We start from the raw sequence: 21601 nt of genomic DNA, 5'->3' as shown, positions 1-21601 counted from the left end.
CCGCGCGTTGCTGTGACCCTAACGCCCGTGCGCACCCGCCCATGTCCTGGCGACGCGCCGTTTCGCTGTCGGCGCAGCGCCGCCGTCCGCGGGTGCGCGCAGGCTGCGCGCAGGTCGCGCCCCGACCCCGCGGCGGGCCGTCGCCGCGGGCGGGGACGGCGACGGCCCCGCGCCACCCGGGGGTGTCGCGGGGCCGTCGGCCGTGCGTGCGCGGAGCGTCAGGCCTGCTCGTCCGCGGCGTCGTCCTGCGCGGCCTCGGCCTGCTCGGCCTGCTCGACGGCGGCGTCCTCCTCGTCGGAGCCGATGAACTCCGAGAGGTCCACCGCGGCCCCCGAGCCGTCGACGACCGACACCTGGCGCAGCGAGAGCGCGAGCGCCTTGGAGCGCGCGACCTCGGCGACCATCGCGGGGATCTGGCCCTGCTGGTCGACGGTCTGGATGAACGTGTTCGGGTCCATGCCGTACTGGCGCGACGCGCTCACGAGGTAGTCGAGCAGCTCGCTCTGGCTGACCTTGACGTCGAGCTGCTCGGCGAGCGTGTCGAGCAGGATCTGGTTGCGCAGCGCGGTCTGCGCCTGCTCGGTGACCTCGGCGCGGTGCTCGTCGTCCTCGAGGCGACCCTCGGACTCGAGGTGACGGTGCACCTCGGCCTCGACGACGCCCGCCGGGACGGGGATCTCGACCTCGGACGTGAGCTTCTCGACCAGCAGGTCGCGGGCCTGCACGGCCTGGTTCGACGCCTTGATGCGCGCGGCCTGCTCGCGCAGGTCCGCCTTGAGCTCGTCGATCGTGTCGAACTCGCTCGCGAGCTGCGCGAACTCGTCGTCGACCTCGGGGAGCTGGCGCTCCTTCACGCCCGTGGCCGTCACGGTCACGGTCGCCTTCTCGCCCTGACGCTCGCCGCCCACGAGCTCGGTCTCGAACGACGTCGTCTCGCCGGCCGACAGGCCCGTGAGCGCCTCGTCGAGGCCCTCGAGCATGTTGCCCGAGCCGATCTGGTAGCTCGTGCCGGAGACCTGGTCGACCTGCTCGTCGCCGATCGTCGCGGCGAGGTCGATGACGACGAAGTCACCCTCCTGCGCCGGGCGGTCGACACCCACGAGCGAGCCGAAGCGCTCGCGCAGCGCGTCGAGGCGCGCGTCGACGTCCTCGTCGCTGACCTCGACGTCGTCGACCGTGAGGGTCAGGCCGTCGAGCGCGGGCAGCGTGATCTCGGGGCGGACCTCGACCTCGGCCGTGAAGTGCAGCTCGCCCTCGTCGCCCGCGACGAGTCCGGGGACCTTGGTGACCTCGACCTCGGGCTGGCCCATGGGGCGCAGCTCGTTCTCGCGCACCGCGTCGGCGTAGAAGCCCGACAGGCCCTCGTTGACGGCGTGCTCGATGACGGCCGGGCGACCGACCCGCTGGTCGATGATGCGCGGCGGCACCTTGCCCTTGCGGAAGCCCGGCACCGTCACCTGCTCGGCGATGTGCTGGTACGCGTGCTCGATGCTCGGCTTGAGCTCGTCGTACGACACCTCGACGGACAGCTTGACCTTGGTGGGCTCCAGGGTCTCGACGGCGCTCTTCACTTCGATGGTCTCCAACTGGTCATGGCCGGGCGCCGGCTGGTCCGACGGAGTGGCACGATCTGGTCCGCGACGGGTCGCGGGGTCCGCGCACGGCGGCCCCCGGCAGCACCGCGACGGCCGCCCGGGGGGCGGCGTCGTGCAGGCACCCGGGAGCGCGGACGCGCGACCCTCGATGCTACGGCACCAGCGGGACGGACCGCCAAAGCGGGCCGCGCCGCACCGATCGTCGGGGCCGCACGTCGTCGCGGGCCGCGGACCCGGCCGGACCCGGTAACCTTGCTGCGCCGCCCGGTCAGCGCCGGGCGCGTGCGGACGTAGCTCAATGGTAGAGCCCCAGTCTTCCAAACTGGCTACGCGGGTTCGATTCCCGTCGTCCGCTCCGCAGCACGGGCCGGACGGGGGCTCCCCACGGCCCGTCGTGCGTCCTCGCCCGGCGCCCGGCGCGAGGACGCACCCGGGACCTCCGATCCTCGCACTCCCCGCCGCCCCTCGGGAACCTGGGCGCACCCGCTACCGAGGAGGCGTCCGTGCACGTCCGCGTGATCGAGCTGCCCGCGGGCCGCGTCGCCACGACCGGCCCGACCCCTGACCCCGACCCGTTCGCCCCGGGTGCGACCCTCGCGCGCTTCGACGCGTGGTTCTCGGCGCGCACCGACCCGCTCGCGCTCGCGCCGCGCGACCTCATGTGGCAGGACGGCGGCGACGGAGCGCTCGTGTGGTCCTGGCTGCTCGCGCCGGGCGAGGACGTCACCGACGCGGGCTGGGCCGTCGAGCGGTTCGCCGGGGGGCTGTACGCCGCCGGGGTCGCGCGCGACGGCGACGACGCCGACGGAGAGCGGGTGCTGCGCGAGCTGCGCACGTGGGTCGAGGCGTCTCCGTTCGACCTCGACGAGTCCGCCGGACGCCCCGTGGCTTTCCGCGTGACGACCTCCCCGGCCGCCGCGCGGGTGCTGGGGCACCACCAGCTCGAGCTGCTGGTCCCCGTCCGCGAGCCGGCCTGAGCCGGCCCGACGCGCCCCGGGCCGGCGTGAGCCGGTGCGACGCGGGCGCGGCGGCGGCCGTCCCCGACCGTCAGCCGGCGGCGCGCCGGACCAGCTCGGTCACGCGCTCGACGACGTCGTCGGTCAGCTCGGCGATCGCGAACGCCGTCGGCCACATCGCACCGTCGTCGAGCGCGGCGGACTCGTTGAAGCCGAGCGTCGCGTAGCGCGTGCCGAACTTCGACGCCGCCTGGAAGAAGCACACCACCTGACCGTCCCTGGCGTAGGCGGGCTGGCCGTACCAGGTCCGCGGCGCGAGCCCCGGCGCGTGCTCGCGCACGATCGCGTGCACGCGCTCGGCGATCACGCGGTCCGCCTCGGGCATCTCCGCGATCTTCTCCAGCGCGTCGGCCTCGGCGGCTGCCGCCTTGTCGGCGGCGCCACGGCGGCCCTTCTGCGCGCGCAGCTCGGCCGCGCGCTCCTTCATCGCCGCGCGCTCCTCGGCCGTGAAGCCGTCGGCCTCCGTGTCGGTCGCCCTCGTGACCATGTCGCGCTCCTCGCTCGGTGGGTGTCGTCGGCACCGAGGCTAGGGACGACGTGCGAGGGCGCGCTTCTCGGATCCTGACGAGACCCGTGCGCAGCCGACGTGCCGGGGCGACCGGCGTGGCGACCGACGTCGACCGTCGGGGTGGCGGGATTCGAACCCACGACCTTCCGCTCCCAAAGCGGACGCGCTACCAACCTGCGCCACACCCCGCGCTCGTGCGCACGGGGCGGCACGGCACGCACACCCTACCGGCGCCCCTCGCTCCCCCGTCTCCCGACCTTCCCCGGCGGGCGCCGCCGCGGCGGACAGCGTCACGGCGCGACGGACAGCGGCGTGCCGGTGTCCGTCGACCGCGGCGCTGTCCGTCGCGGTGAGAGGAGGTGCGCGGGGAGGGGACACGGGCGGGCGGGTGTGGTCCGACGGGTGGCGTGCAGGGCGGGGCGCGCTTTCGCGGCGCGTGCGCGGCGTGGTGGGATCGCCCGGTGACGACGACGACACTGCTGCGCAGCGGCGACCGCGTGCTCCTGACCGGCGACTCGATCACCGACTGGGGGCGCGACCGCGACCAGCCGGACTCGCCGTGGGGCCTCGGGCACGGGTACGCCGGGATCGTCGCGGCGCTGGCCGGTGCGCGGCGGCCGGACCTGGGGCTGACGTTCCTCAACCGGGGCATCGGCGGCAACACCACGCGGCAGCTGCGCGAGCGCTGGACCGCCGACGCGCTCGACCTGGAGCCGACGGTCGTGTCGATCCTCGTCGGGGTCAACGACACGTGGCGCCGCTACGACGCGGGCACGCCGACGTCGGTCGACGAGTACGAGGAGCACTACCGCGCGATCCTCGACGCGACCCGTGAACGGCTCGACGCGCGGCTCGTGCTGATCGAGCCGTTCCTGCTGCCCGTGCCGCCCGTCGAGCACGCGTGGCGCGAGGACCTCGACCCGCGCATCCACGTCGTGCGGCGGCTCGCGGGTGAGGTCGGCGCCACGCTCGTGCCCGCCGACGGGCTGTTCGCGGCGGCCGCGGCACGCACGTCGCCCGAGCGGTGGGCGTTCGACGGCGTGCACCCGACCCCTGCCGGGCACGGCCTGCTCGCCGAGGCGTGGCTCGACGCCGTGGGGCTCGCCGCCCGCTGAGCGAAGAACGCGGCCGACGCCGCGAGACCGGACGGCCTGCGGGCGCCGACCGGAGGCGATCGCGCGCACGCGCGGCGCCGGTCGACGGCCCGTCGCACCGGCGCCGTCGTGCCGTCCGCATCACGGACACACGTCTCACGGGAACCTTTGCGCGGCGTCGCGTGTTGACGCTAGCGTCGGCTCGACCACGGGCCGACGCCCGTGCAGACGGCCCGCCGCGCGGCGGGGCCCCGGACGAGGAGAGCGATGCGCGTGCCGACCGCCGCCGTTGCCCCCGTCCAGCGCGCCTGCGTGGCGTGCACGTGTTGTCGCTGTCGGTAGAGCGCTGGCCGCTCGGCGCACGCATGACGTGCGCGCACCGCACCGGTGCACCCTCGCCCAGCGCTCGCCCCGGAGACGTCCCCCGGACTGCTCCCCCTCCAGCACCACCGGTGCGCGGCGACCGCGGCGCACCCGCACCTCATCCCCCGCCCTGCCGGCCCGCGACGGGCCCGGCACCGACCGAAGAGGAACCATGGCACGCATCTACGAGGACGCCACCGCGCTCGTCGGCAGCACCCCGCTGGTCCGCATCAACAAGATCACGGACGGCGCTCCCGCGACCGTCGTCGGCAAGCTCGAGTTCTACAACCCGGCCAACTCGGTGAAGGACCGCATCGGCGTCGCGATCATCGACGCGGCCGAGCGGTCGGGCGAGCTCAAGCCGGGCGGCACGATCGTCGAGGCGACCAGCGGCAACACGGGCATCGCGCTCGCGTTCGTCGGCGCGGCCCGCGGCTACGACGTCGTCCTCACGATGCCCGAGACGATGTCGAAGGAGCGGCGTGCGCTGCTGCGCGCGTTCGGCGCCGAGCTCATCCTCACGCCGGGCTCGGAGGGCATGAAGGGCGCGGTCAACCGCGCCAACGAGATCGTCGCCGAGCGTCCGGGCGCGATCCTCGCGCGGCAGTTCGCCAACGAGGCGAACCCCGAGGTGCACCGCCGCACGACGGCCGAGGAGATCTGGGCCGACACCGACGGCGAGGTCGACATCGTCGTGGCCGGCATCGGCACGGGCGGCACGATCACGGGCGTCGGGCAGGTGCTCAAGGAGCGCAAGCCGGGCGTGCAGATCGTCGGCGTCGAGCCCGCCGAGTCGCCGATCCTCAACGGCGGCGCACCCGGCCCGCACAAGATCCAGGGCATCGGCGCGAACTTCGTGCCCGAGATCCTCGACACGAACGTCTACGACGAGATCATCGACGTCGACGCCGAGACGGCCGTCGCGGTCGCGCGCCGCGCCGCGCGCGAGGAGGGCCTGCTCGTGGGCATCTCGTCGGGCGCCGCGCTGCACGCCGCGACGCTGCTCGCGCAGCGCCCCGAGAACGCGGGCAAGCTGATCGTCGCGATCATCCCGTCGTTCGGCGAGCGCTACCTGTCCTCGGTGCTCTACGCCGACCTGCTCGACTGACACCGGTCCGACGCGCCCGGCCGCCACCGCGGCCGGGCGCGTCGGCGTCGGACCCACCACCCGTCCCCACCGCCCCACGGAGCACCCCATGCGCCCGCTCGCCGACTTCCTGCGCGTCCTGCGCGACGACCTGCAGGCGGCGCACCGGCACGACCCCGCGGCGCGCTCGCTGCTCGAGGTCGCGCTGGCCTACCCGGGCGTGCACGCGATCTGGGTGTACCGGCTGGCCCACCGCATGTGGCAGGTGCCGCCGCTGCGGCTGCCCGCACGGCTGGTGTCGCAGGTCGCGCGTGCGCTCACGGGCGTCGAGATCCACCCCGGCGCACGCCTGGGCGAGCGGCTGTTCATCGACCACGGCATGGGCGTCGTGATCGGCGAGACCGCCGAGGTCGGCGACGACGTCGTGCTGTTCCACGGCTCGACGCTGGGCGGCAAGTCCATGAAGCGCGGCAAGCGCCACCCCACGCTCGGCGACCGGGTCGTGGTCGGCGCGGGCGCCAAGATCCTCGGCCCCGTGTGGGTGGGCGACGACGCGCAGGTCGGCGCGAACGCGGTCGTCATCACCGACGTGCCCGCGGGTGCGGTCGCGGTGGGCGTGCCCGCGAAGGTGCGGCGTCGGCCTGCCGCGGCGCCGTTCGACGCCGAGGTCGACGACCCCGCGATCTACATCTGACCCGACGTCGGCACCGCCGCTGCGCCGTGCCGCGCCAGGGTTCCCTAGCGCACTCTTGTTCTAGTTGTTATCAAACATTGCGCTACCCTGGGGGCGTGCTCCTCCGCATCGACACCGCCTCCGACGAGCCGCTGTACGCGCAGCTCGCGGGCCAGATCCGCGCCGCCGTCGCGCGCGGCGACGCGCCGCCCGGCACGCGCCTGCCCGCCGCGCGCGAGCTCGCGGCGTCGCTCGAGATCAACCTGCACACCGTGCTGCACGCCTACCAGGGCCTGCGCGACGAGGGCCTGGTCGACCTGCGCCGCGGCCGCGGCGCCGTCGTCACGGGCCACCGCGCGGCCGACCTCACCGAGCTGCACGCCGCGGTCGACGCCCTCGTCGCGACCGCGCGGCGCCTGCACGTCGCACCCGAGACCGTCACGACCCTCGTCAAGGAGGCCCTGCGATGACCACGCCCCGACCCCGCCCGCCCCACCGGCTCGCGACCACCGTCACCGCGCTGGTCGTGCCGTTCGGCGTGCTCGCGGCGACCGTCCTCGTGGCCCGCGCCTGGGCGCCGCGGCTCCCCGACCCGGTCGCGACCCACTGGTCGGGCGCGGACGTCCCCGACGGGTTCGGGTCGCCCGCGTCTCTGCTCGCGGTCCCCCTGGTGGTCGGCGGGCTGCTCGCCGTCGGCATGTGGGCGCTCGCGTTCTGGCTCGGTCGGGACACGTCGACGCGACGCGTCTCCGCCGGCTTCGCGTGCGGCACGGCCGCGTTCCTGTCGGCGACGACGCTCGGCACGCTGCACGGCCAGCTGGACCTCGCCGACGCCGCGGCCGCGCCCGGCGTCGGCCCGACGATCGGGCTCGCGCTCGGCGTCGCGCTCGCGGTCGGCGTGGTCGTGGCGCTCGTCGTGCCGCGCACGCCGCACCAGCCCACGACCGCGCCCGTCGACCCGACGGCGCCGCGCGCGGACCTCGGCGCGACCGAGCGCGCCGCGTGGTCGAGCACGGTGACGAGCCGCGCGGCGCTCGTCGCGGGCGGCGTCGCGGCGCTGACCACGGCCGGACTCGCGATCGGGCTCCGCACGCCCGCGATGCTGCTCGTGCCCGCCGCGCTGCTCGCGCTCGCCGCGGCCATGTTCGTGCTGCGCGTGAGCGTCGACGGCCGCGGCCTGGTGGCGCGCTCGCCGCTCGGCTGGCCGACGCTGCACGTCCCGCTCGACGAGGTGGTCGCCGCACGCGCGGTCACCGTCGACCCGCTCGGGGAGTTCGGCGGGTGGGGCTACCGCGTCGGGCAGGACGGCCGCGTCGGGGTCGTGCTGCGCCGCGGCGAGGCGATCGAGGTCGAGCGCACGGGCGGTCGCGTGAACGTCGTGACCGTGGACGACGCCGCCCGCGCGGCGAGCCTGCTCAACACGCTCGCCGACCGCGCACGGAGCGCCACCGCCGGGTGACGCTCGGCGCGTACCGGCCGGTAACGTCGGGCGCGCGCCGGACGGCGCGACGTCGACGGCGACGAACGGAGCAGCGCATGCGCCTCGGGTACCACACGGGTTACTGGTCGGCCGGGCCGCCCCCGGGCGCGGCGGACGCGGTGCGCGCGGCCGACGAGCTCGGGCTCGACTCCGTCTGGACCGCCGAGGCGTACGGCTCGGACGCCCTCACACCGCTCGCCTGGTGGGGTGCGTCGACGCGCCGGGTGCGTCTCGGCACCGCGATCGCGCAGCTCTCGGCCCGCACCCCGACCGCGGCGGCGATGGCCGCGCTCACGCTCGACCACCTGTCCGGCGGGCGGTTCGTGCTGGGGCTCGGCGCGTCGGGCCCGCAGGTCGTCGAGGGCTGGTACGGGCAGCCGTACCCGCGGCCCCTGGCCCGCACGCGCGAGTACGTCGACGTCGTGCGGCAGGTGCTCGCGCGCGAGGCGCCCGTGACGTACGACGGCGCGTTCTACCGCCTGCCCCTGCCCGCCGACCAGGGCGCCGGCCTGGGCAAGGCGCTGCGCTCGACCGTGCACCCGCTGCGCGCCGACCTGCCGATCCACCTCGCGGCCGAGGGTCCGAAGAACGTCGCGATGTCGGCCGAGATCGCCGACGGCTGGCTGCCGCTGTTCTACTCGCCCCGCATGGACGCGACGTACCGCGAGCTGCTGGCCGACGGGTTCGCGAAGCGCTCGCCGCGGCTGCGTCCGCCCGAGCAGTTCGAGGTCGTCGCGACCGTCCCGGTCGTGCTCGCGCCGAGCGTCGAGGAGGCCGCCGACGCGGTGCGACCGTTCATCGCGTTGTACGCCGGGGGCATGGGCGCCAAGGGCGCGAACTTCCACCGCGACGTGCTCGACCGGCTCGGCTACCGCGAGGCCTGCGACGAGATCCAGGCGCACTACCTCGCGGGCGACCGCGAGCGCGCCGCGGCCGCCGTGCCGACCGAGCTGGTCACCGACGTCGCGCTCGTCGGGACCGAGGACGACGTGCGCGCGCAGCTCCCGGCGTGGCGCGCCACGGCCGTCACGACCGTCCTGGCGCAGACCGACCCGCGTGCCCTGCCGCGGATCGCGGCGCTGTGGGGTGATCCTGGTCACGACGGCGACGCAGGGGGACGTCGCGACGCCGCACCGGCCTAACCTGGCGCGCGGCGCACCCTCCCCCGGGCGCGCGGTCGCAGCGCAGGAACGTCGGACAGGGGTCGCATGGCAGTCGTCGAGCAGGTCGCGCAGCGACCCCCGACCCGGCCCACGCCGACCGGGACGCCACGGCGCCTGCCGCACCTGCCCGGGCTCGACGGGGTCCGCGCGATCGCGGTCGTCGCGGTGCTCCTGTACCACCTGGGGCTGCCGTGGGCGCGCGGCGGGTTCCTCGGCGTCGACGTGTTCCTGGTGCTGTCGGGGTTCCTCGTGGGGACGCTCGTGCTCGACGAGGTCGAGTCGACCGGCGGCTTCCGCACCGGGCGCTTCCTGGTGCGCCGCGTGCGGCGCCTCGTGCCGGCGCCGCTGGTGCTGCTCGTGGCGGTCGCGGGGGCCGGGCTCGTGGTGCGGGACACGCTCACGACGCTGCGGGGCGACCTGCTCGCGGCGCTGACCTACACGACGAACTGGTGGCAGGTCGCCGCCGACCGCACGTACTTCGAGCTGACGGGGCGCCCGCCGCTGCTGCAGCACCTGTGGACCCTCGCGGTCGAGGGCCAGTTCTACCTCGTGATGCCGCTGTTCGCGCTGCTGCTGCTGCGGGTGGGGCGCGTGCGGGCCGGCCGCGTCGCGGCCGTGCTCGCACTCGTGTCGGCCCTGTGGATGGCCGTGCTCGCGCTGCGCGGGGGCATGCCCGTGCCGCAGGACCCCACCCGCGTGTACGTCGGCACGGACACGCGCGCGGCGGGACTCCTGCTGGGCGTGGCCGCGGCGACCGTGTGGCGGCCGTGGCGGACGTGGACGTCGGGGGTGACGTGGCGCACCGAGCGCGGCGACCCCGTCCGGCGCTTCGAGGCCGGGGTCGCCGACGTGCTGGGCGCCGTCGCCCTGGTCGGCGTGCTGGCCTGCGTGGTGCTCGTCGACGAGTACTCGACGACGCTCTACCGCGGCGGGTTCCTCGCGTTCGCGGCGCTCGCGCTCGTGCTGGTCGGTGCGGCCGCCGACCCCGCCGGGATGCTCGGGCGCGCGCTGGGCCGTCAGCCCTTGCGCTGGCTGGGCGAGCGGTCGTACGCGATCTACCTGTGGCACTGGCCGGTGCTCACGCTGCTGCGGCCCGAGCAGGACCTGTCGCTCCCGGGTCCGCTCGAGGACGCGCTGCGGGTGGCCGTCACGCTCGTGCTGGCGGAGGCGTCGTACCGCTGGGTGGAGCAGCCGGTGCGCCGCGGCGCGCTCGGGCGCCTGGTGCGCCGCGCCCGGACGCCGGGTCCGCAGCGGCGGCGCGCGCTGGTGGGCGCCGCCGGCGGGGTGACGGCCGCGGTGCTGCTCGTCGGCACGCTCGGCGTCGCCGTCGCGCGGACGCCGGCGGCACCGACGGGTGCCGCGTCGGTGATCGGCGCCGCCGTGCCGGCGCAGGACGTGACGCCTCCCCCGGACCCCGCGCAGCAGCCGGCACCCGACGCGACGCCGGCGCCGGACGCGGCGGCGCCTGCCGCCCAGCCGACGGCGCCCGCGCCGCCGCCCGAGGAGGTGGGCACGGTCTCCGCGTACGGCGACTCGGTGATGCTGGGCGCCGCGGCCGAGCTCGCGGCGCACGGCGTCCCCGCCGACGCGGCCGTCTCGCGCCAGATGGGGACGATGACGGACCTCGTCCTCGACGCGGCGGCCGCGGGGACGCTCGGGCACACGGTCGTCGTGCACGGGGGCACGAACGGACCGGTCGCCGAGGACGACCTGCGGCGGCTGCTGGACGCCACGCGGGACCGCCGCGTCTTCGTCGTGAACGTGCGGGTCCCGCGCCCGTGGGAGCAGTACGACAACGAGCTGTTCGCGCGCGTGGTGGCGGAGTACCCGCACGCGCACCTGCTGGACTGGAAGGCGCAGGGCGACGCGCACCCCGAGTGGTTCTACGACGACGGGATCCACCTGCGCGAGAACGGCGGACGCCAGGGGTACGCGGACTGGCTGTGGCAGGAGATCCAGCCGCGCGGATGAGACGCGTTGCCCCCGTGCGAGGGCTGCCGCTACAGTCTGTCTGAAACGTGGTCACCGAGTCTCACTAAATGAGACGACACCGGGACCGCACGACGACGACCAGGAGGCCCGCGATGACCCTCGCCCACCCCCTCGTCGTCGCGTCGCCGATGTGCCGCTGTTGCCCGTGCTGCGTCATGCAGCCCCGCACCGGCCCTCGCTGACCCCTCAGCCCGCCGACCCGCTCACGGGTCGCCCCGCCGGTGCCCGCCCTCCGTGGCCGCCCGGCACCCCGGCCGGACGTCCACGCCCGAACCCCACGGACGTCCCCCATGACCCCCACCCCCACGGCCGAGCCCACGGCACGGCGCGGCGCGCACGCCGTCACGCTCGAGACGGTGCGCCGCACGTTCGCCACCCCCGCCGGCACCCGCACGGTGCTGCACGGCCTGGACGTCGAGCTGCACGCCGGTGAGATCGTCGCGCTCGTCGGCCCCTCGGGGTGCGGCAAGTCGACGCTGCTGCGCCAGGTCAGCGGACTCGACACGCCCGACGCGGGGCGCATCCTGCTCGACGGCACGCCCGTCACGGGCGTCGACCGCCGCACGGCCGTCGCGTTCCAGGAGCCGCGCCTGCTGCCCTGGCGCAGCCTGACGGGCAACGTCGCGCTCGGGCTCCCCCGCGGCACGCCGAAGGACGCCGGGCGCGAGCGCGTGGCCGAGCTGCTGCGGCTCGTCGGCCTCGAGGAGTCCGCCGGGCTGCGTCCGCGGCAGGTGTCGGGCGGCATGGCGCAGCGTGCGTCGCTCGCCCGGGCCCTGGCCCGCAACCCCGGCGTGCTGCTGCTCGACGAGCCGTTCGGCGCCCTGGACGCCCTCACCCGACTGCGCATGCAGGACCTGCTGCTCGACGTCCACGCGGCCGAGCCCACGACCGTGCTGCTCGTCACGCACGACGTCGAGGAGGCCCTGTACCTCGCCGACCGCGTGCTGCTGCTGCGCAACCTCGCGCGGTGCCCCGAGGGCACGCCGAGCGTCGCGCGCGTCATCGACGTGCCCGGCACGCGCCCGCGCGACCGCGCCGACCACCAGCTCGCCGAGCTGCGCGCCGAGCTTCTCGAGGGCCTCGGCGTCGCGACGCACCACGTCGCGCCGGGCGACCCCGACGCGCACCACTCCATCTGACCCACCACCCCCACCGCACCGCCCACCCGGCCGGCCCCGGCCCCGCTCCCCCCGAGATGAGAACCGACGATGAGCATCCGCACCGCCGTCTCCGCCACCGCGCTGGCCCTCGCGACCGCCCTGGCGCTGACCGGCTGCGTCGCCGGTGAGGGCACCGCTCCCGCCGCCGCCGGCACGCCCGCCGAGGGCAGCGCCTGGAGCACCGACACGCTCGACATCGACTTCGCGACCTACAACCCGCTGAGCCTGGTCATCAAGGACCAGGGCTGGCTCGAGGAGACGTTCGGCGACGACGTCACCGTGAACTGGGTGCAGTCGGCCGGCTCGAACAAGGCGAACGAGGCGCTGCGCGCGGGCGCCGTCGACGTCGGCTCGACCGCGGGCTCGGCCGCGCTGCTCGCGCGCTCCAACGGCTCGCCGATCCGCACGATCGACATCTACTCCCAGCCCGAGTGGGCGGCGATCGTCGTGCCCGCCGACTCCGACATCACGTCGGTGGCCGACCTGGCCGGGAAGTCCGTGGCCGCGACCAAGGGCACCGACCCGTACTTCTTCCTGCTGCAGTCCCTCGAGGCGGCCGGCGTGCCGCTCGACCAGGTCGAGGTGCAGAACCTGCAGCACGCCGACGGCCGCACCGCGCTCGAGCAGGGGTCGGTCGCCGCGTGGTCGGGCCTCGACCCGATCATGGCCGCGAGCGAGGCCGAGTCGGGCACGCGCCTGATCTACCGCAACATCGACTTCAACACGTACGGCTTCCTCAACGCGACGCAGGACTTCCTCGACGCGAGCCCCGACGTCGCGCAGGTCGTCGTCGACGCGTACGAGAAGGCGCGCGCGTGGGCGCAGGAGAACCCCGAGAAGGTCGTCGAGATCCTCGCCGAGGTCGCCGGCATCGACCCGGCCGTGGCGCAGAAGGTGATCGTCGAGCGCACCAACCTCGCGATCGACCCCGTGCCGGGCGAGGCGCAGCGCCAGGTCCTCGAGGTCGTCGGCCCGATCTTCGTCGAGTCGGGCGACGTCGCCGACCAGAAGACCATCGACACCGCGCTCGACGAGCTGTTCGAGCCGACGTTCGCCGAGAAGGCCGACCCCGCGAACGTCGCGGGCTGACGACCACCCCGGCGCCCGCCCGGCACGCCCGGGCGGGCGCCACCCTCCGCACCGCTCCTCGTCCCCCAGGAGACCCCATGCCCGACGCACCGACCGCGGCCCCGGTCCTCGTGACCGTCCCCGGCTCCCCCGGCACCGGACCCGTCGCCGACGCGGCCGGCCGCCCGCACCGCGCGCTCAACCCCCACGACGGCGGGCCCGCGCGCGCCGCGTCGTCGGGGTTCTGGCCGCGGCGCGCGACCCGTGTGGTCGGCGGGGCGCTGCTGCCCGCGCTGCTCCTCGCAGCCTGGCAGTACGTGACGAGCGCCGGGCTGGTCGCGCCGTACCAGCTGCCGAGCCCGGCGTCGGTGTGGGCGGCGGCGGTCGACCTGCAGCAGCGCGGCGAGCTCGGCACGCACGTCGCCATCTCGGTGCAGCGCGTCGTGATCGGGTTCGCGGTGGGTGCGCTCGTCGCGCTCGTCGTCGCCGCGCTCGTGGGCCTGTCGCGCGCGGGCGACGTGCTGCTCGCCCCGACGCTCGCCGCGCTGCGCGCCGTGCCGTCGCTCGCGTGGGTCCCGCTGCTCATCCTCTGGATGAAGATCGGCGAGGACTCGAAGGTCACGCTCATCGCGATCGGGGCGTTCTTCCCGGTCTACACGACGGTCGCGGCGGCACTGCGCCACGTCGACCCGCACCTCGTCGAGGCGGGGCGCGCGTTCGGCCTGCGCGGGGCCGGGCTCTTCCGCTCGGTGCAGCTGCCCGCCGTGCTGCCCTCGGTGATGTCCGGGCTGCGGCTCGGGCTCGCGCAGGCGTGGCTCTTCCTCGTCGCGGCCGAGCTCATCGCGTCCTCGATGGGTCTGGGCTTCCTGCTCACCGACTCGCAGAACAACGGACGGGTCGACCGGATCCTGCTCGCCATCGTGCTGCTCGCGGTCATCGGCAAGCTCACCGACTCGGTGCTCGCCGTCGCCGAGAAGCAGCTGCTGCGGAGGTTCGCGTGACCACGCTCACCGCGCTGCAGACCGAGACGCGCACCTACCCCGCCCCCGCCGGCCTCGCGGCGACCTCGAACGTGCGGCCCGAGGACTGGGCCCGCGCCGACGCCGACCCGGTCGCGTTCTGGGAGGAGGCCGCGCGGCGCCTGCGCTGGGACGAGCCGTGGCACACCGCGCACACGTGGGCCCCGCCCGTGCCCGTGCCCGGCGGGGCCGAGGACGAGCTCACGGTCCCGGAGGCGCGCTGGTTCGTCGGCGGCCGCCTCAACGTCGCGGTCAACTGCGTGGACCGGCACGTCGAGGAGGGCCGCGGCGACAAGGTCGCGCTGCACGTCGAGGGCGAGCGCGGCGACCGCCGGTCGATCACCTACGCGCAGCTGCAGCGCGAGGTCGCGCAGGCCGCGCACGCGCTCACCGAGCTCGGCGTCGGCCCCGGCGACCGCGTCGTGGTCTACCTGCCGGTGATCGCCGAGACCGTCGTCGTGACGCTCGCGATCGCGCGGATCGGCGCGGTGCACTCGCTCGTGTTCGGCGGGTTCTCGGCCGAGGCCGTGCGGTTCCGGGTGCAGGACACCGAGGCGAAGGTGCTCGTCACGAGCGACGGGCAGTTCCGCCGCGGCGCCGCCGTCGAGGTCAAGTCCGCCGCCGACGAGGCCGTCGCCGGGCTCGACCACGTCGAGCACGTGCTCGTCGTGCGCCGCACGGGCCAGGACGTCGCGTGGACGCCCGGGCGCGACGTCTGGTGGCACGACGTGGTCGAGCGCCAGCCCGACGTCCACGAGGCCGCGTCGTTCGACGCCGAGCACCCGCTGTTCGTCATCTACACCTCGGGCACCACGGGCAGGCCCAAGGGGCTGGTCCACACCTCGGGCGGGTACCTCACGCACGCCGCGTGGTCCCACTGGGCCGTGTTCGACGTCAAGGACGACGACGTGCACTGGTGCACCGCCGACCTCGCGTGGGTCACGGCGCACACGTACGAGATCTACGGGCCGCTCGCCAACGGCGTCACCCAGGTCATCTACGAGGGCACGCCCGACACGCCGCACCGCGAGCGCCACCTCGAGGTCGTCGAGCGCTACGGCGTCACGACGTACTACACGGCCCCGACGCTCATCCGCACGTTCATGACGTGGTTCGGCGACGACCTGCCCGGCGGGCACGACCTGTCGAGCATCCGCCTGCTGGGCACGGTCGGCGAGGCGATCAACCCCGAGGCGTGGGTGTGGTTCCGCCGCACGTTCGGCCGCGACGAGGCCCCCGTGGTCGACACGTGGTGGCAGTCGGAGACGGGTGCCGCGATGATTGCGCCGGTCCCCGGCGTCACGACGCTCAAGCCCGGCTCGGCCACGCGCCCGCTGCCCGGCGTCGCGGCGAAGGTCGTCGACGAGGACGGTGCCGAGGTCGCGCCCGGGCAGGGCGGGTTCCTCGTCGTCACGCGCCCCTGGCCCGGCATGGCGCGCACCGTGTGGCGCGACCCGCAGCGCTACCTCGACGCGTACTGGCGGCGGTTCGCCGGGCACGGCGAGCACGGCGGGTACTTCCTCGCGGGCGACGGCGCGTCGTACGACGAGGACCGGTACGTGTGGCTGCTCGGTCGTATCGACGACGTCATCAACGTCTCGGGGCACCGCCTGTCGACCATCGAGGTCGAGTCGGCACTCGTCGCGCACCCCGCCGTCGGCGAGGCCGGCGTCGCGGGCGTCAGCGACCCGGTCACGGGCCAGGCGATCGCGGCGTTCGTCGTGCCGAGCGCCGCACCCGGGTCGGTCGACGACGTCGACGCGTGGCTCGCCGCGACGCACGCGCTGCGCGACGAGCTGCGCGCGCACGTCGCGCACGAGATCGGCCCCGTCGCCCGCCCGCGCCACGTGCTGGTCGTGCCCGAGGTCCCCAAGACCCGCTCGGGCAAGATCATGCGGCGCCTGCTCGCGCAGCTCGTCGAGGGCACGACGCTCGGCGACACGACGTCGCTGCAGAACCCGTGGGCGGTCGAGCAGGTCGGTGCGCTCGTCGCGGCGGGCCTGCCGCGGTGAGCCCGCACCCCCGCGCCCCGCGCGTCCCCCGCACCCCCGTCCCCCACCCGACAGGAGCACCGTGAGCGAGCACCGCTTCGGCTTCCGCACCCGCGCGCTGCACGCCGGCGGCATCCCCGACGCCACCACGGGCGCGCGCGCCGTGCCGATCTACCAGACGACGTCGTTCGTATTCGACGACACCACGGACGCCGCGAACCTGTTCGCGCTGCAGAAGTACGGCAACATCTACTCGCGCATCGGCAACCCGACCGTCGCGGCGTTCGAGGAGCGCATCGCGTCGCTCGAGGGCGGGATCGGCGCGGTCGCGACCGCGTCCGGCATGGCGGCCGAGTTCCTGGTGTTCGCGGCCCTCGCCGGCGCGGGCGACCACCTCGTCGCCTCGGCGCAGCTGTACGGCGGGACGGTCACGCAGCTCGACGTCACGCTGCGCCGGTTCGGCGTCGAGACGACGTTCGTGCCCGGCACCGACCCGGCCGACTACGCCGCTGCGATCCGACCCGAGACCAAGGCCGTGTACACCGAGGTCGTCGCGAACCCGTCGGGCGAGGTCGCCGACCTCGCCGGGCTCGCGGAGGTCGCGCACGCGGCGGGCGTCCCGCTGGTCGTCGACGCGACGCTGTCGACCCCGTACCTGGTGCGGCCCATCGAGCACGGCGCCGACATCGTGATCCACTCGGCGACCAAGTTCCTGGGCGGGCACGGCACGACGCTCGGCGGCGTCGTCGTCGAGTCGGGGCGCTTCGACTGGGGCAACGGCCGGTTCCCCACGATGACCGAGCCGGTCGCGTCCTACGGCGGCGTGCGGTGGTGGGAGAACTTCGGCGAGTACGGGTTCCTCACCAAGCTGCGCTCCGAGCAGCTGCGCGACATCGGCCCGGCGCTGTCGCCGCAGTCGGCCTTCCAGCTGCTGCAGGGCGTCGAGACGCTCCCGCAGCGCCTCGACGCGCACCTCGCGAACGCGCGCACGGTCGCGCAGTGGCTCGAGGAGGACCCGCGCATCGCGCACGTGCTGTGGGCGGGGCTGCCGTCGCACCCGCACCACGAGCGTGCGCAGCGCTACCTGCCGCTCGGCCCCGGGTCGGTCTTCGCGTTCCGGGTGGCGCCCGCGGGCGACGTGCCCGGCCGCGAGGTGGGCCGCCGGTTCATCGAGTCGGTGCAGCTCGCGAGCCACCTCGCCAACGTCGGCGACGCCCGCACGCTCGTGATCCACCCGGGCTCGACGACGCACCAGCAGCTGTCGGCCGAGCAGCTCGAGGCCGCGGGCGTGCCGGAGGACCTCGTGCGCATCAGCGTGGGCATCGAGGACGTCGAGGACATCCTGTGGGACCTCGACCAGGCGCTCACGGCGGCCACGGGCACGACGCGCGAGGGTGCCGCCACGACGACGGAGGACGCACGATGACCGCCCGCACCTGGCAGGGCCCGAGCGCGCCCGAGCGGCTGTCGATCCTGCGCGGCACGCGCTCGATCGCGATCGTCGGGGCGTCGGCGAACCCGGCCCGCGCGTCGTACTTCGTCTCGACGTACCTGCTGTCGAGCTCGCCGTACGACGTGTACTTCGTCAACCCGCGCGCCGACGAGATCCTCGGGCGGCCCGTGTACCCGTCGCTCGACGCGCTGCCCGTGGTCCCCGACCTGGTCGACGTGTTCCGCCGCCACGACGACCTGCCGACGGTCCTCGACGAGACCGTCGCGGTCGGCGCCCGGACGCTGTGGCTGCAGCTCGGCTCGTGGCACGAGGACGTCGCGCACCGCGGCGAGGCCGCCAGGCTGCACGTCGTCATGGACCGCTGCGTGAAGATCGAGCACGCGCGGTTCCACGGCGGTCTGCACCTCGCGGGGTTCGACACGGGCGTCATCTCCTCGCGCCGCGCGCTCGGCTGAGCGCCGCCCCGCGCCCCGGCCGGGGCGCGGGGCCCGGGCTCACGTCTCCGGGAACCACACCGCCTGACGCACCCGCACGCGCTGCCCGTCGGGCGTCAGCGGCGTGCCCTCGGCACGCAGGTGCGCGAGCGCGCGCACGAGGTGGTGCGGCGGCGGCTGCCCCGACGCGTTGACGACGCGCCACCACGGCACGTCGCCGCCGTGCGCCATCGCCCGGCCGACCTGCCGCGGACCGCCGCGGACGGGGCGGCCGGCCGCGAGCGCGCGGTCGGCGAGCACCTCCGCGACCAGCCCGTACGTCATGACACGCCCCGCCGGGACGGTCGCGACCAGCGCGTGCACCTCCTCGACGTAGTCCGGCTCGTCGGGCGCACCTCCCCCGTCCCGCGGCTCGCGCCCGACGCGTGGCCCGCGCGCGCTCATCGGCGTCGCAGCACGACGACCGCGCGGTCGTCGTCGTCGGCCGCACGCACGCCCGCGAGCACCTCCTGCGCGCTGCCCGGCCGCGCCGCGACGGCCGCCTCGACCACGCCCAGCAGCCGGTCGACGCCCTGCTCGATGTCACGCCCGGGCGCCTCGACGATGCCGTCGGTGTACAGCACGAGCGCGTCGCCGGCCGCCAGGACACCCGTGCTGACGCCCGGCTCCGCGTCCGCGAGCACACCGAGCGCGACGCCGGGCGGCAGGTCGAGCACGTCGATGCGCCCCGAGCCGGCGTGCAGCCGCGCGGGCGGCGGGTGCCCCGCGCTCGCGACGCGGTAGCGGCCCGTCGCGAGGTCGACCCACACGTGCACCGCCGTCGCGAAGCCCTCGTCCCACGCCTGCGCGAGCAGGTAGGCGTTGGCCGCGGGCAGGAACCGCTCGGGCGGCAGCGCGCCCAGCAGGCCGCCGAACGCCCCCTGCAGCTGCAGCGCCCGCACGCCGGCGGCCTGCCCCTTGCCCGAGACGTCGACGAGCACGACCTCGAGCGCGCCGTCGCCCGGCGCGGCGCCCGCGGACCCGCGGTCGGGTGCGTCGCGGGCCGACGGGTCGCCGGCCGGTCGGTCGTCACGACGCCGCGCCACGACGAAGTCGCCCGAGAACGCCGCGCCGTGCGCCGAGCGGACGTCGGCACCCACCTGCCAGCGCGGCGGCAGCGCGGGCAGCCGGCCACCCGCGGCGAGCCGGTCGCGCAGGTCCACGAGCATCAGCGCGCTCGGCGCGCCCTGCAGGCCCAGCTGCTCGCGCTCGTACCCGAACGTGACGACCGCGCCGCAGGCCAGCAGCACCACGACCACCGGGCCCGGCTCGATCCCCGGCACGGCGGCCAGCACGAGCACGACCGTCAGCGCGAGCACGACCCCCACGAGCGCGAGCAGCGCGCGCCACCGCAGCACGAACGCGCCGACGAGCATGAGCAGCACGAACCCGGACGGCGGGAACCACCCGGGCCGCCACGCGACCGCACCGCCGTACAGCACGCCCAGCAGCACGAGCGCGGCACCCACGAACGCCTGCGGCCCGGCGGCCCAGCCCGCGAGCACGCGCCAGGCCCAGCCGCCGCGTGCGCCGAACGGTGAGGCCGTCATGCGCACGAGCGTAGGGCGGGGGTGCGACCTGCAGGAATCCCCGTGCACGACCCGGCGCCGACCCCGCAGGATGGCAGGCATGAGCACTCTCCCCCAGGGCTACCGCACCGTCGTCGTCCCGCCCGAGCGGCGCGACGAGTTCCGGGCGGTCGACGACCTGGCGTTCGCCGGGTGGGTCGACCCCGAGATCGCCGAGATCCTGCCGTTCCCCGTGCCGGACGACCGCATGGTCGCCGTCGAGGGCCCGGACGGCCGGCTCGCGGCCGTGCACGGCTCGTACCCGTTCGAGATGCCCGTGCCGGGCGGCACGGTCGCGTGCAGCGGCCTCACCTGGGTCGGCGTGCGACCCGACCAGCGCCGCCGCGGTCTGCTGCGCTCGATGATCACCACGCACGTCGAGCGGTCGCTCGAGCGCGGCGAGCCCGTGTCGGCGCTGTTCGCCGCGGAGGCCGCGATCTACGGGCGCTTCGGCTACGGCAGCGCCTCCGACTCGGTGAACCTCACGCTGCGGCGCGGTGCCGCGCTGCGACCGGTCGCGGGTGCGGACACGCTCGACGTCCGGCTCGAGCGGCTCGGCAAGGAGCACGAGGACCTCGCCGAGGACCTGCACCGCCGCGCGGGCGCCGGGCGCCCCGGGTGGATGCCCCGGCCCACCGCCGCGCTGCGCGCGCGCCTCGTGGGCGACCCGCCGGCGTGGCGGCAGGGCTTCGAGCCGCTGCTGCTCGTGACCGTCCGCGACGGCGACGACGTGCGCGCCGCGGCCGCGTTCAGCCGCAAGGAGGGCTGGGGCGAGGGCGGCCCCGAGTACAAGGTCAAGGTCCGCTGGGCGTTCGCGCTCGACCCGGCCGCGACGCACCGGCTGTGGTCGTTCCTGCTGGACCTCGACCTCACCTCGACGGTCGAGACGCCGATGCTGCCGGTCGACGACGCGCTCCTGCACCTGCTGGTCGACCCGCGTCCGATCCAGCGGCGCACGGGCGACAACGTGTGGGTCCGCGTGCTCGACCTGCCGGCCGCGCTGCAGGGCCGGCGCTACGCGGCGCCGCTCGACGTCGTGCTCGACGTGACCGACGCGCTCGTGCCCGCCAACGCGGGCCGGTGGCGCGTGGCGGTCGGCGCCGACGGCGCAGCCACGGTCACGCGGACGGACGTCGAGGCCGACGTGCGGCTCGACGTGCGCGAGCTCGGCGCGCTGTACCTGGGCGGCCGGTCGGCCACGGCGCTCGCGTCCGCGGGCCTCGTGACGGGCGCGCCCGACGCGCTCGCTCGCGTCACGGCGGCGTTCACCTCGCCGCTCGCACCCGTGTGCCCCTGGGTGTTCTGACGCCGGGGCCGTCCCGTCGGTGCTCCTGCACCGACGGGACGCCCGGGACGCACCGACGGGCCGGTGCCGCACGTGCGGCACCGGCCCGTCGGCCTGCGGGAGGGCGGGTCAGGCGCGCGCGGCCTCGTACGCCGCGAGCTGGTCGATGCGGCGCTGGTGGCGCGGGTTGCCGCTGAACGGCTCGGCGACGAACGCGTCGACGAGCGCGATCGCCTCGTCGACCGCGTGCTGCCGCGCGCCGATCGCGACGACGTTGGCGTCGTTGTGCTGACGCCCCAGGCGCGCGGTCTCGAGGTTCCACGCGAGGGCCGCGCGCACGCCCGTGACCTTGTTCGCGGCGATCTGCTCGCCGTTGCCCGAGCCGCCGATCACGACGCCGAGCGAACCGGCGTCGGCGACGACGGCCTCCCCGGCCGCGAAGCAGAACGACGGGTAGTCGTCCTGCTCGTCGTACTCGAAGGCACCGTGGTCGACGACCTCGTGGTCGGCGGCGCGCAGGTGCTCGACGAGCGCGACCTTGAGCTCGTACCCGGCATGGTCGGCGGCGACGTGGATGCGCATGGGGCCATCCTGCCGCAGGTGGCGGGGCCGC

At 75.7% G+C, this 21601-nt stretch carries 20 protein-coding genes and 2 tRNA genes; 16 read left to right on the top strand and 6 right to left on the bottom strand.

Annotated features, from left to right (window positions below):
- Positions 1 to 218: 218 nt before the first annotated feature.
- Positions 219 to 1571: a trigger factor gene (gene tig, locus GY42_RS02040; RefSeq protein WP_046528046.1), complete on the bottom strand. Its 1353-nt coding sequence runs from the start codon at positions 1569 to 1571 to the stop codon at positions 219 to 221.
- 308 nt (positions 1572 to 1879) lie between these two features.
- Between tig and GY42_RS02035 the strand changes: the two genes are divergently transcribed.
- Both GY42_RS02035 and GY42_RS02030 read left to right on the top strand, forming a co-directional pair.
- A tRNA-Gly gene (locus GY42_RS02035) sits at positions 1880 to 1950 on the top strand.
- A 148-nt stretch (positions 1951 to 2098) separates the two neighbouring features.
- Complete coding sequence (locus GY42_RS02030; RefSeq protein WP_046528045.1) at positions 2099 to 2572, top strand: hypothetical protein; 474 nt, start codon at positions 2099 to 2101, stop codon at positions 2570 to 2572.
- 70 nt (positions 2573 to 2642) lie between these two features.
- Here the strand turns inward: GY42_RS02030 and GY42_RS02025 are convergent, their stop codons facing one another.
- Complete coding sequence (locus GY42_RS02025) at positions 2643 to 3098, bottom strand: iron chaperone (protein ID WP_046528044.1); 456 nt, start codon at positions 3096 to 3098, stop codon at positions 2643 to 2645.
- A gap of 136 nt (positions 3099 to 3234) precedes the next feature.
- Positions 3235 to 3308 (bottom strand) — tRNA-Pro (locus GY42_RS02020).
- A 272-nt stretch (positions 3309 to 3580) separates the two neighbouring features.
- Here GY42_RS02020 and GY42_RS02015 point away from each other — a divergent pair.
- The 13 genes from GY42_RS02015 to GY42_RS01950 all read left to right on the top strand — a co-directional run bounded on the left by GY42_RS02015 (position 3581) and on the right by GY42_RS01950 (position 18117).
- Entirely contained in the window at positions 3581 to 4234 is a 654-nt protein-coding gene (locus GY42_RS02015) for an SGNH/GDSL hydrolase family protein (RefSeq protein WP_175578554.1), read from the top strand.
- Positions 4235 to 4748: 514 nt separating this feature from the next.
- Complete coding sequence (gene cysK, locus GY42_RS02010) at positions 4749 to 5684, top strand: cysteine synthase A (RefSeq protein WP_046528043.1); 936 nt, start codon at positions 4749 to 4751, stop codon at positions 5682 to 5684.
- A gap of 88 nt (positions 5685 to 5772) precedes the next feature.
- Positions 5773 to 6357 carry a serine O-acetyltransferase EpsC gene (epsC, locus tag GY42_RS02005; RefSeq protein WP_046528042.1) on the top strand — a complete coding sequence of 195 codons (585 nt, stop codon included), beginning with the start codon at positions 5773 to 5775 and terminating at the stop codon, positions 6355 to 6357.
- Between the two features lie 95 nt (positions 6358 to 6452).
- Positions 6453 to 6806 carry a GntR family transcriptional regulator gene (locus tag GY42_RS02000; protein ID WP_046528041.1) on the top strand — a complete coding sequence of 118 codons (354 nt, stop codon included), beginning with the start codon at positions 6453 to 6455 and terminating at the stop codon, positions 6804 to 6806.
- Complete coding sequence (locus tag GY42_RS01995) at positions 6803 to 7795, top strand: DUF1648 domain-containing protein (RefSeq protein WP_046528040.1); 993 nt, start codon at positions 6803 to 6805, stop codon at positions 7793 to 7795. The genes GY42_RS02000 and GY42_RS01995 overlap by 4 nt, the downstream gene beginning before the upstream one ends.
- Before the next feature lie 77 nt (positions 7796 to 7872).
- Complete coding sequence (locus tag GY42_RS01990; protein WP_046528039.1) at positions 7873 to 8958, top strand: LLM class F420-dependent oxidoreductase; 1086 nt, start codon at positions 7873 to 7875, stop codon at positions 8956 to 8958.
- A 66-nt stretch (positions 8959 to 9024) separates the two neighbouring features.
- Positions 9025 to 10950 (top strand): acyltransferase family protein, encoded by a 1926-nt coding sequence (locus tag GY42_RS01985; RefSeq protein WP_052748171.1) that lies wholly within the window; start codon positions 9025 to 9027, stop codon positions 10948 to 10950.
- A 311-nt stretch (positions 10951 to 11261) separates the two neighbouring features.
- Positions 11262 to 12110, top strand: coding sequence for an ABC transporter ATP-binding protein (locus GY42_RS01975; protein WP_046528037.1), 849 nt, complete (start codon positions 11262 to 11264; stop codon positions 12108 to 12110).
- A gap of 69 nt (positions 12111 to 12179) precedes the next feature.
- The gene (locus GY42_RS01970) at positions 12180 to 13220 is read left to right on the top strand and encodes an aliphatic sulfonate ABC transporter substrate-binding protein (RefSeq protein WP_046528036.1); all 1041 of its coding nucleotides are present in this window, start codon (positions 12180 to 12182) and stop codon (positions 13218 to 13220) included.
- Positions 13221 to 13297: 77 nt separating this feature from the next.
- Entirely contained in the window at positions 13298 to 14200 is a 903-nt protein-coding gene (locus GY42_RS01965) for an ABC transporter permease (protein ID WP_082131322.1), read from the top strand.
- Positions 14197 to 16230 (top strand): acetate--CoA ligase, encoded by a 2034-nt coding sequence (acs, locus tag GY42_RS01960; RefSeq protein WP_046528035.1) that lies wholly within the window; start codon positions 14197 to 14199, stop codon positions 16228 to 16230. Before GY42_RS01965 ends, acs begins: the two co-directional genes overlap by 4 nt.
- A 61-nt stretch (positions 16231 to 16291) precedes the next feature.
- Positions 16292 to 17635 (top strand): O-acetylhomoserine aminocarboxypropyltransferase/cysteine synthase family protein, encoded by a 1344-nt coding sequence (locus tag GY42_RS01955; RefSeq protein WP_046528034.1) that lies wholly within the window; start codon positions 16292 to 16294, stop codon positions 17633 to 17635.
- Positions 17632 to 18117: a CoA-binding protein gene (locus tag GY42_RS01950; protein WP_046528033.1), complete on the top strand. Its 486-nt coding sequence runs from the start codon at positions 17632 to 17634 to the stop codon at positions 18115 to 18117. Before GY42_RS01955 ends, GY42_RS01950 begins: the two co-directional genes overlap by 4 nt.
- Before the next feature lie 39 nt (positions 18118 to 18156).
- Here GY42_RS01950 and GY42_RS01945 read toward each other — a convergent pair whose 3' ends face one another.
- On the bottom strand, positions 18157 to 18540 hold the full coding sequence (locus GY42_RS01945) for an MGMT family protein (protein WP_046528032.1): 384 nt from the start codon (positions 18538 to 18540) through the stop codon (positions 18157 to 18159).
- The gene (locus tag GY42_RS01940; RefSeq protein ID WP_052748170.1) at positions 18537 to 19685 is read right to left on the bottom strand and encodes a PP2C family protein-serine/threonine phosphatase; all 1149 of its coding nucleotides are present in this window, start codon (positions 19683 to 19685) and stop codon (positions 18537 to 18539) included. Before GY42_RS01940 ends, GY42_RS01945 begins: the two co-directional genes overlap by 4 nt.
- Positions 19686 to 19764: 79 nt before the next feature.
- Between GY42_RS01940 and GY42_RS01935 the strand changes: the two genes are divergently transcribed.
- Entirely contained in the window at positions 19765 to 21009 is a 1245-nt protein-coding gene (locus GY42_RS01935; protein WP_046528031.1) for a GNAT family N-acetyltransferase, read from the top strand.
- A 108-nt stretch (positions 21010 to 21117) separates the two neighbouring features.
- Here the strand turns inward: GY42_RS01935 and GY42_RS01930 are convergent, their stop codons facing one another.
- Complete coding sequence (locus GY42_RS01930) at positions 21118 to 21570, bottom strand: ribose-5-phosphate isomerase (RefSeq protein WP_046528030.1); 453 nt, start codon at positions 21568 to 21570, stop codon at positions 21118 to 21120.
- Positions 21571 to 21601 lie beyond the last annotated feature (31 nt).

This window comes from Cellulomonas sp. FA1, from assembly GCF_000986825.1.
Classification (GTDB): Bacteria; Actinomycetota; Actinomycetes; order Actinomycetales; family Cellulomonadaceae; genus Cellulomonas; species Cellulomonas iranensis.
The sequence above is the reverse complement of the archived record's forward strand: the minus strand, read 5'-3'. Positions and strand labels throughout refer to the sequence as shown.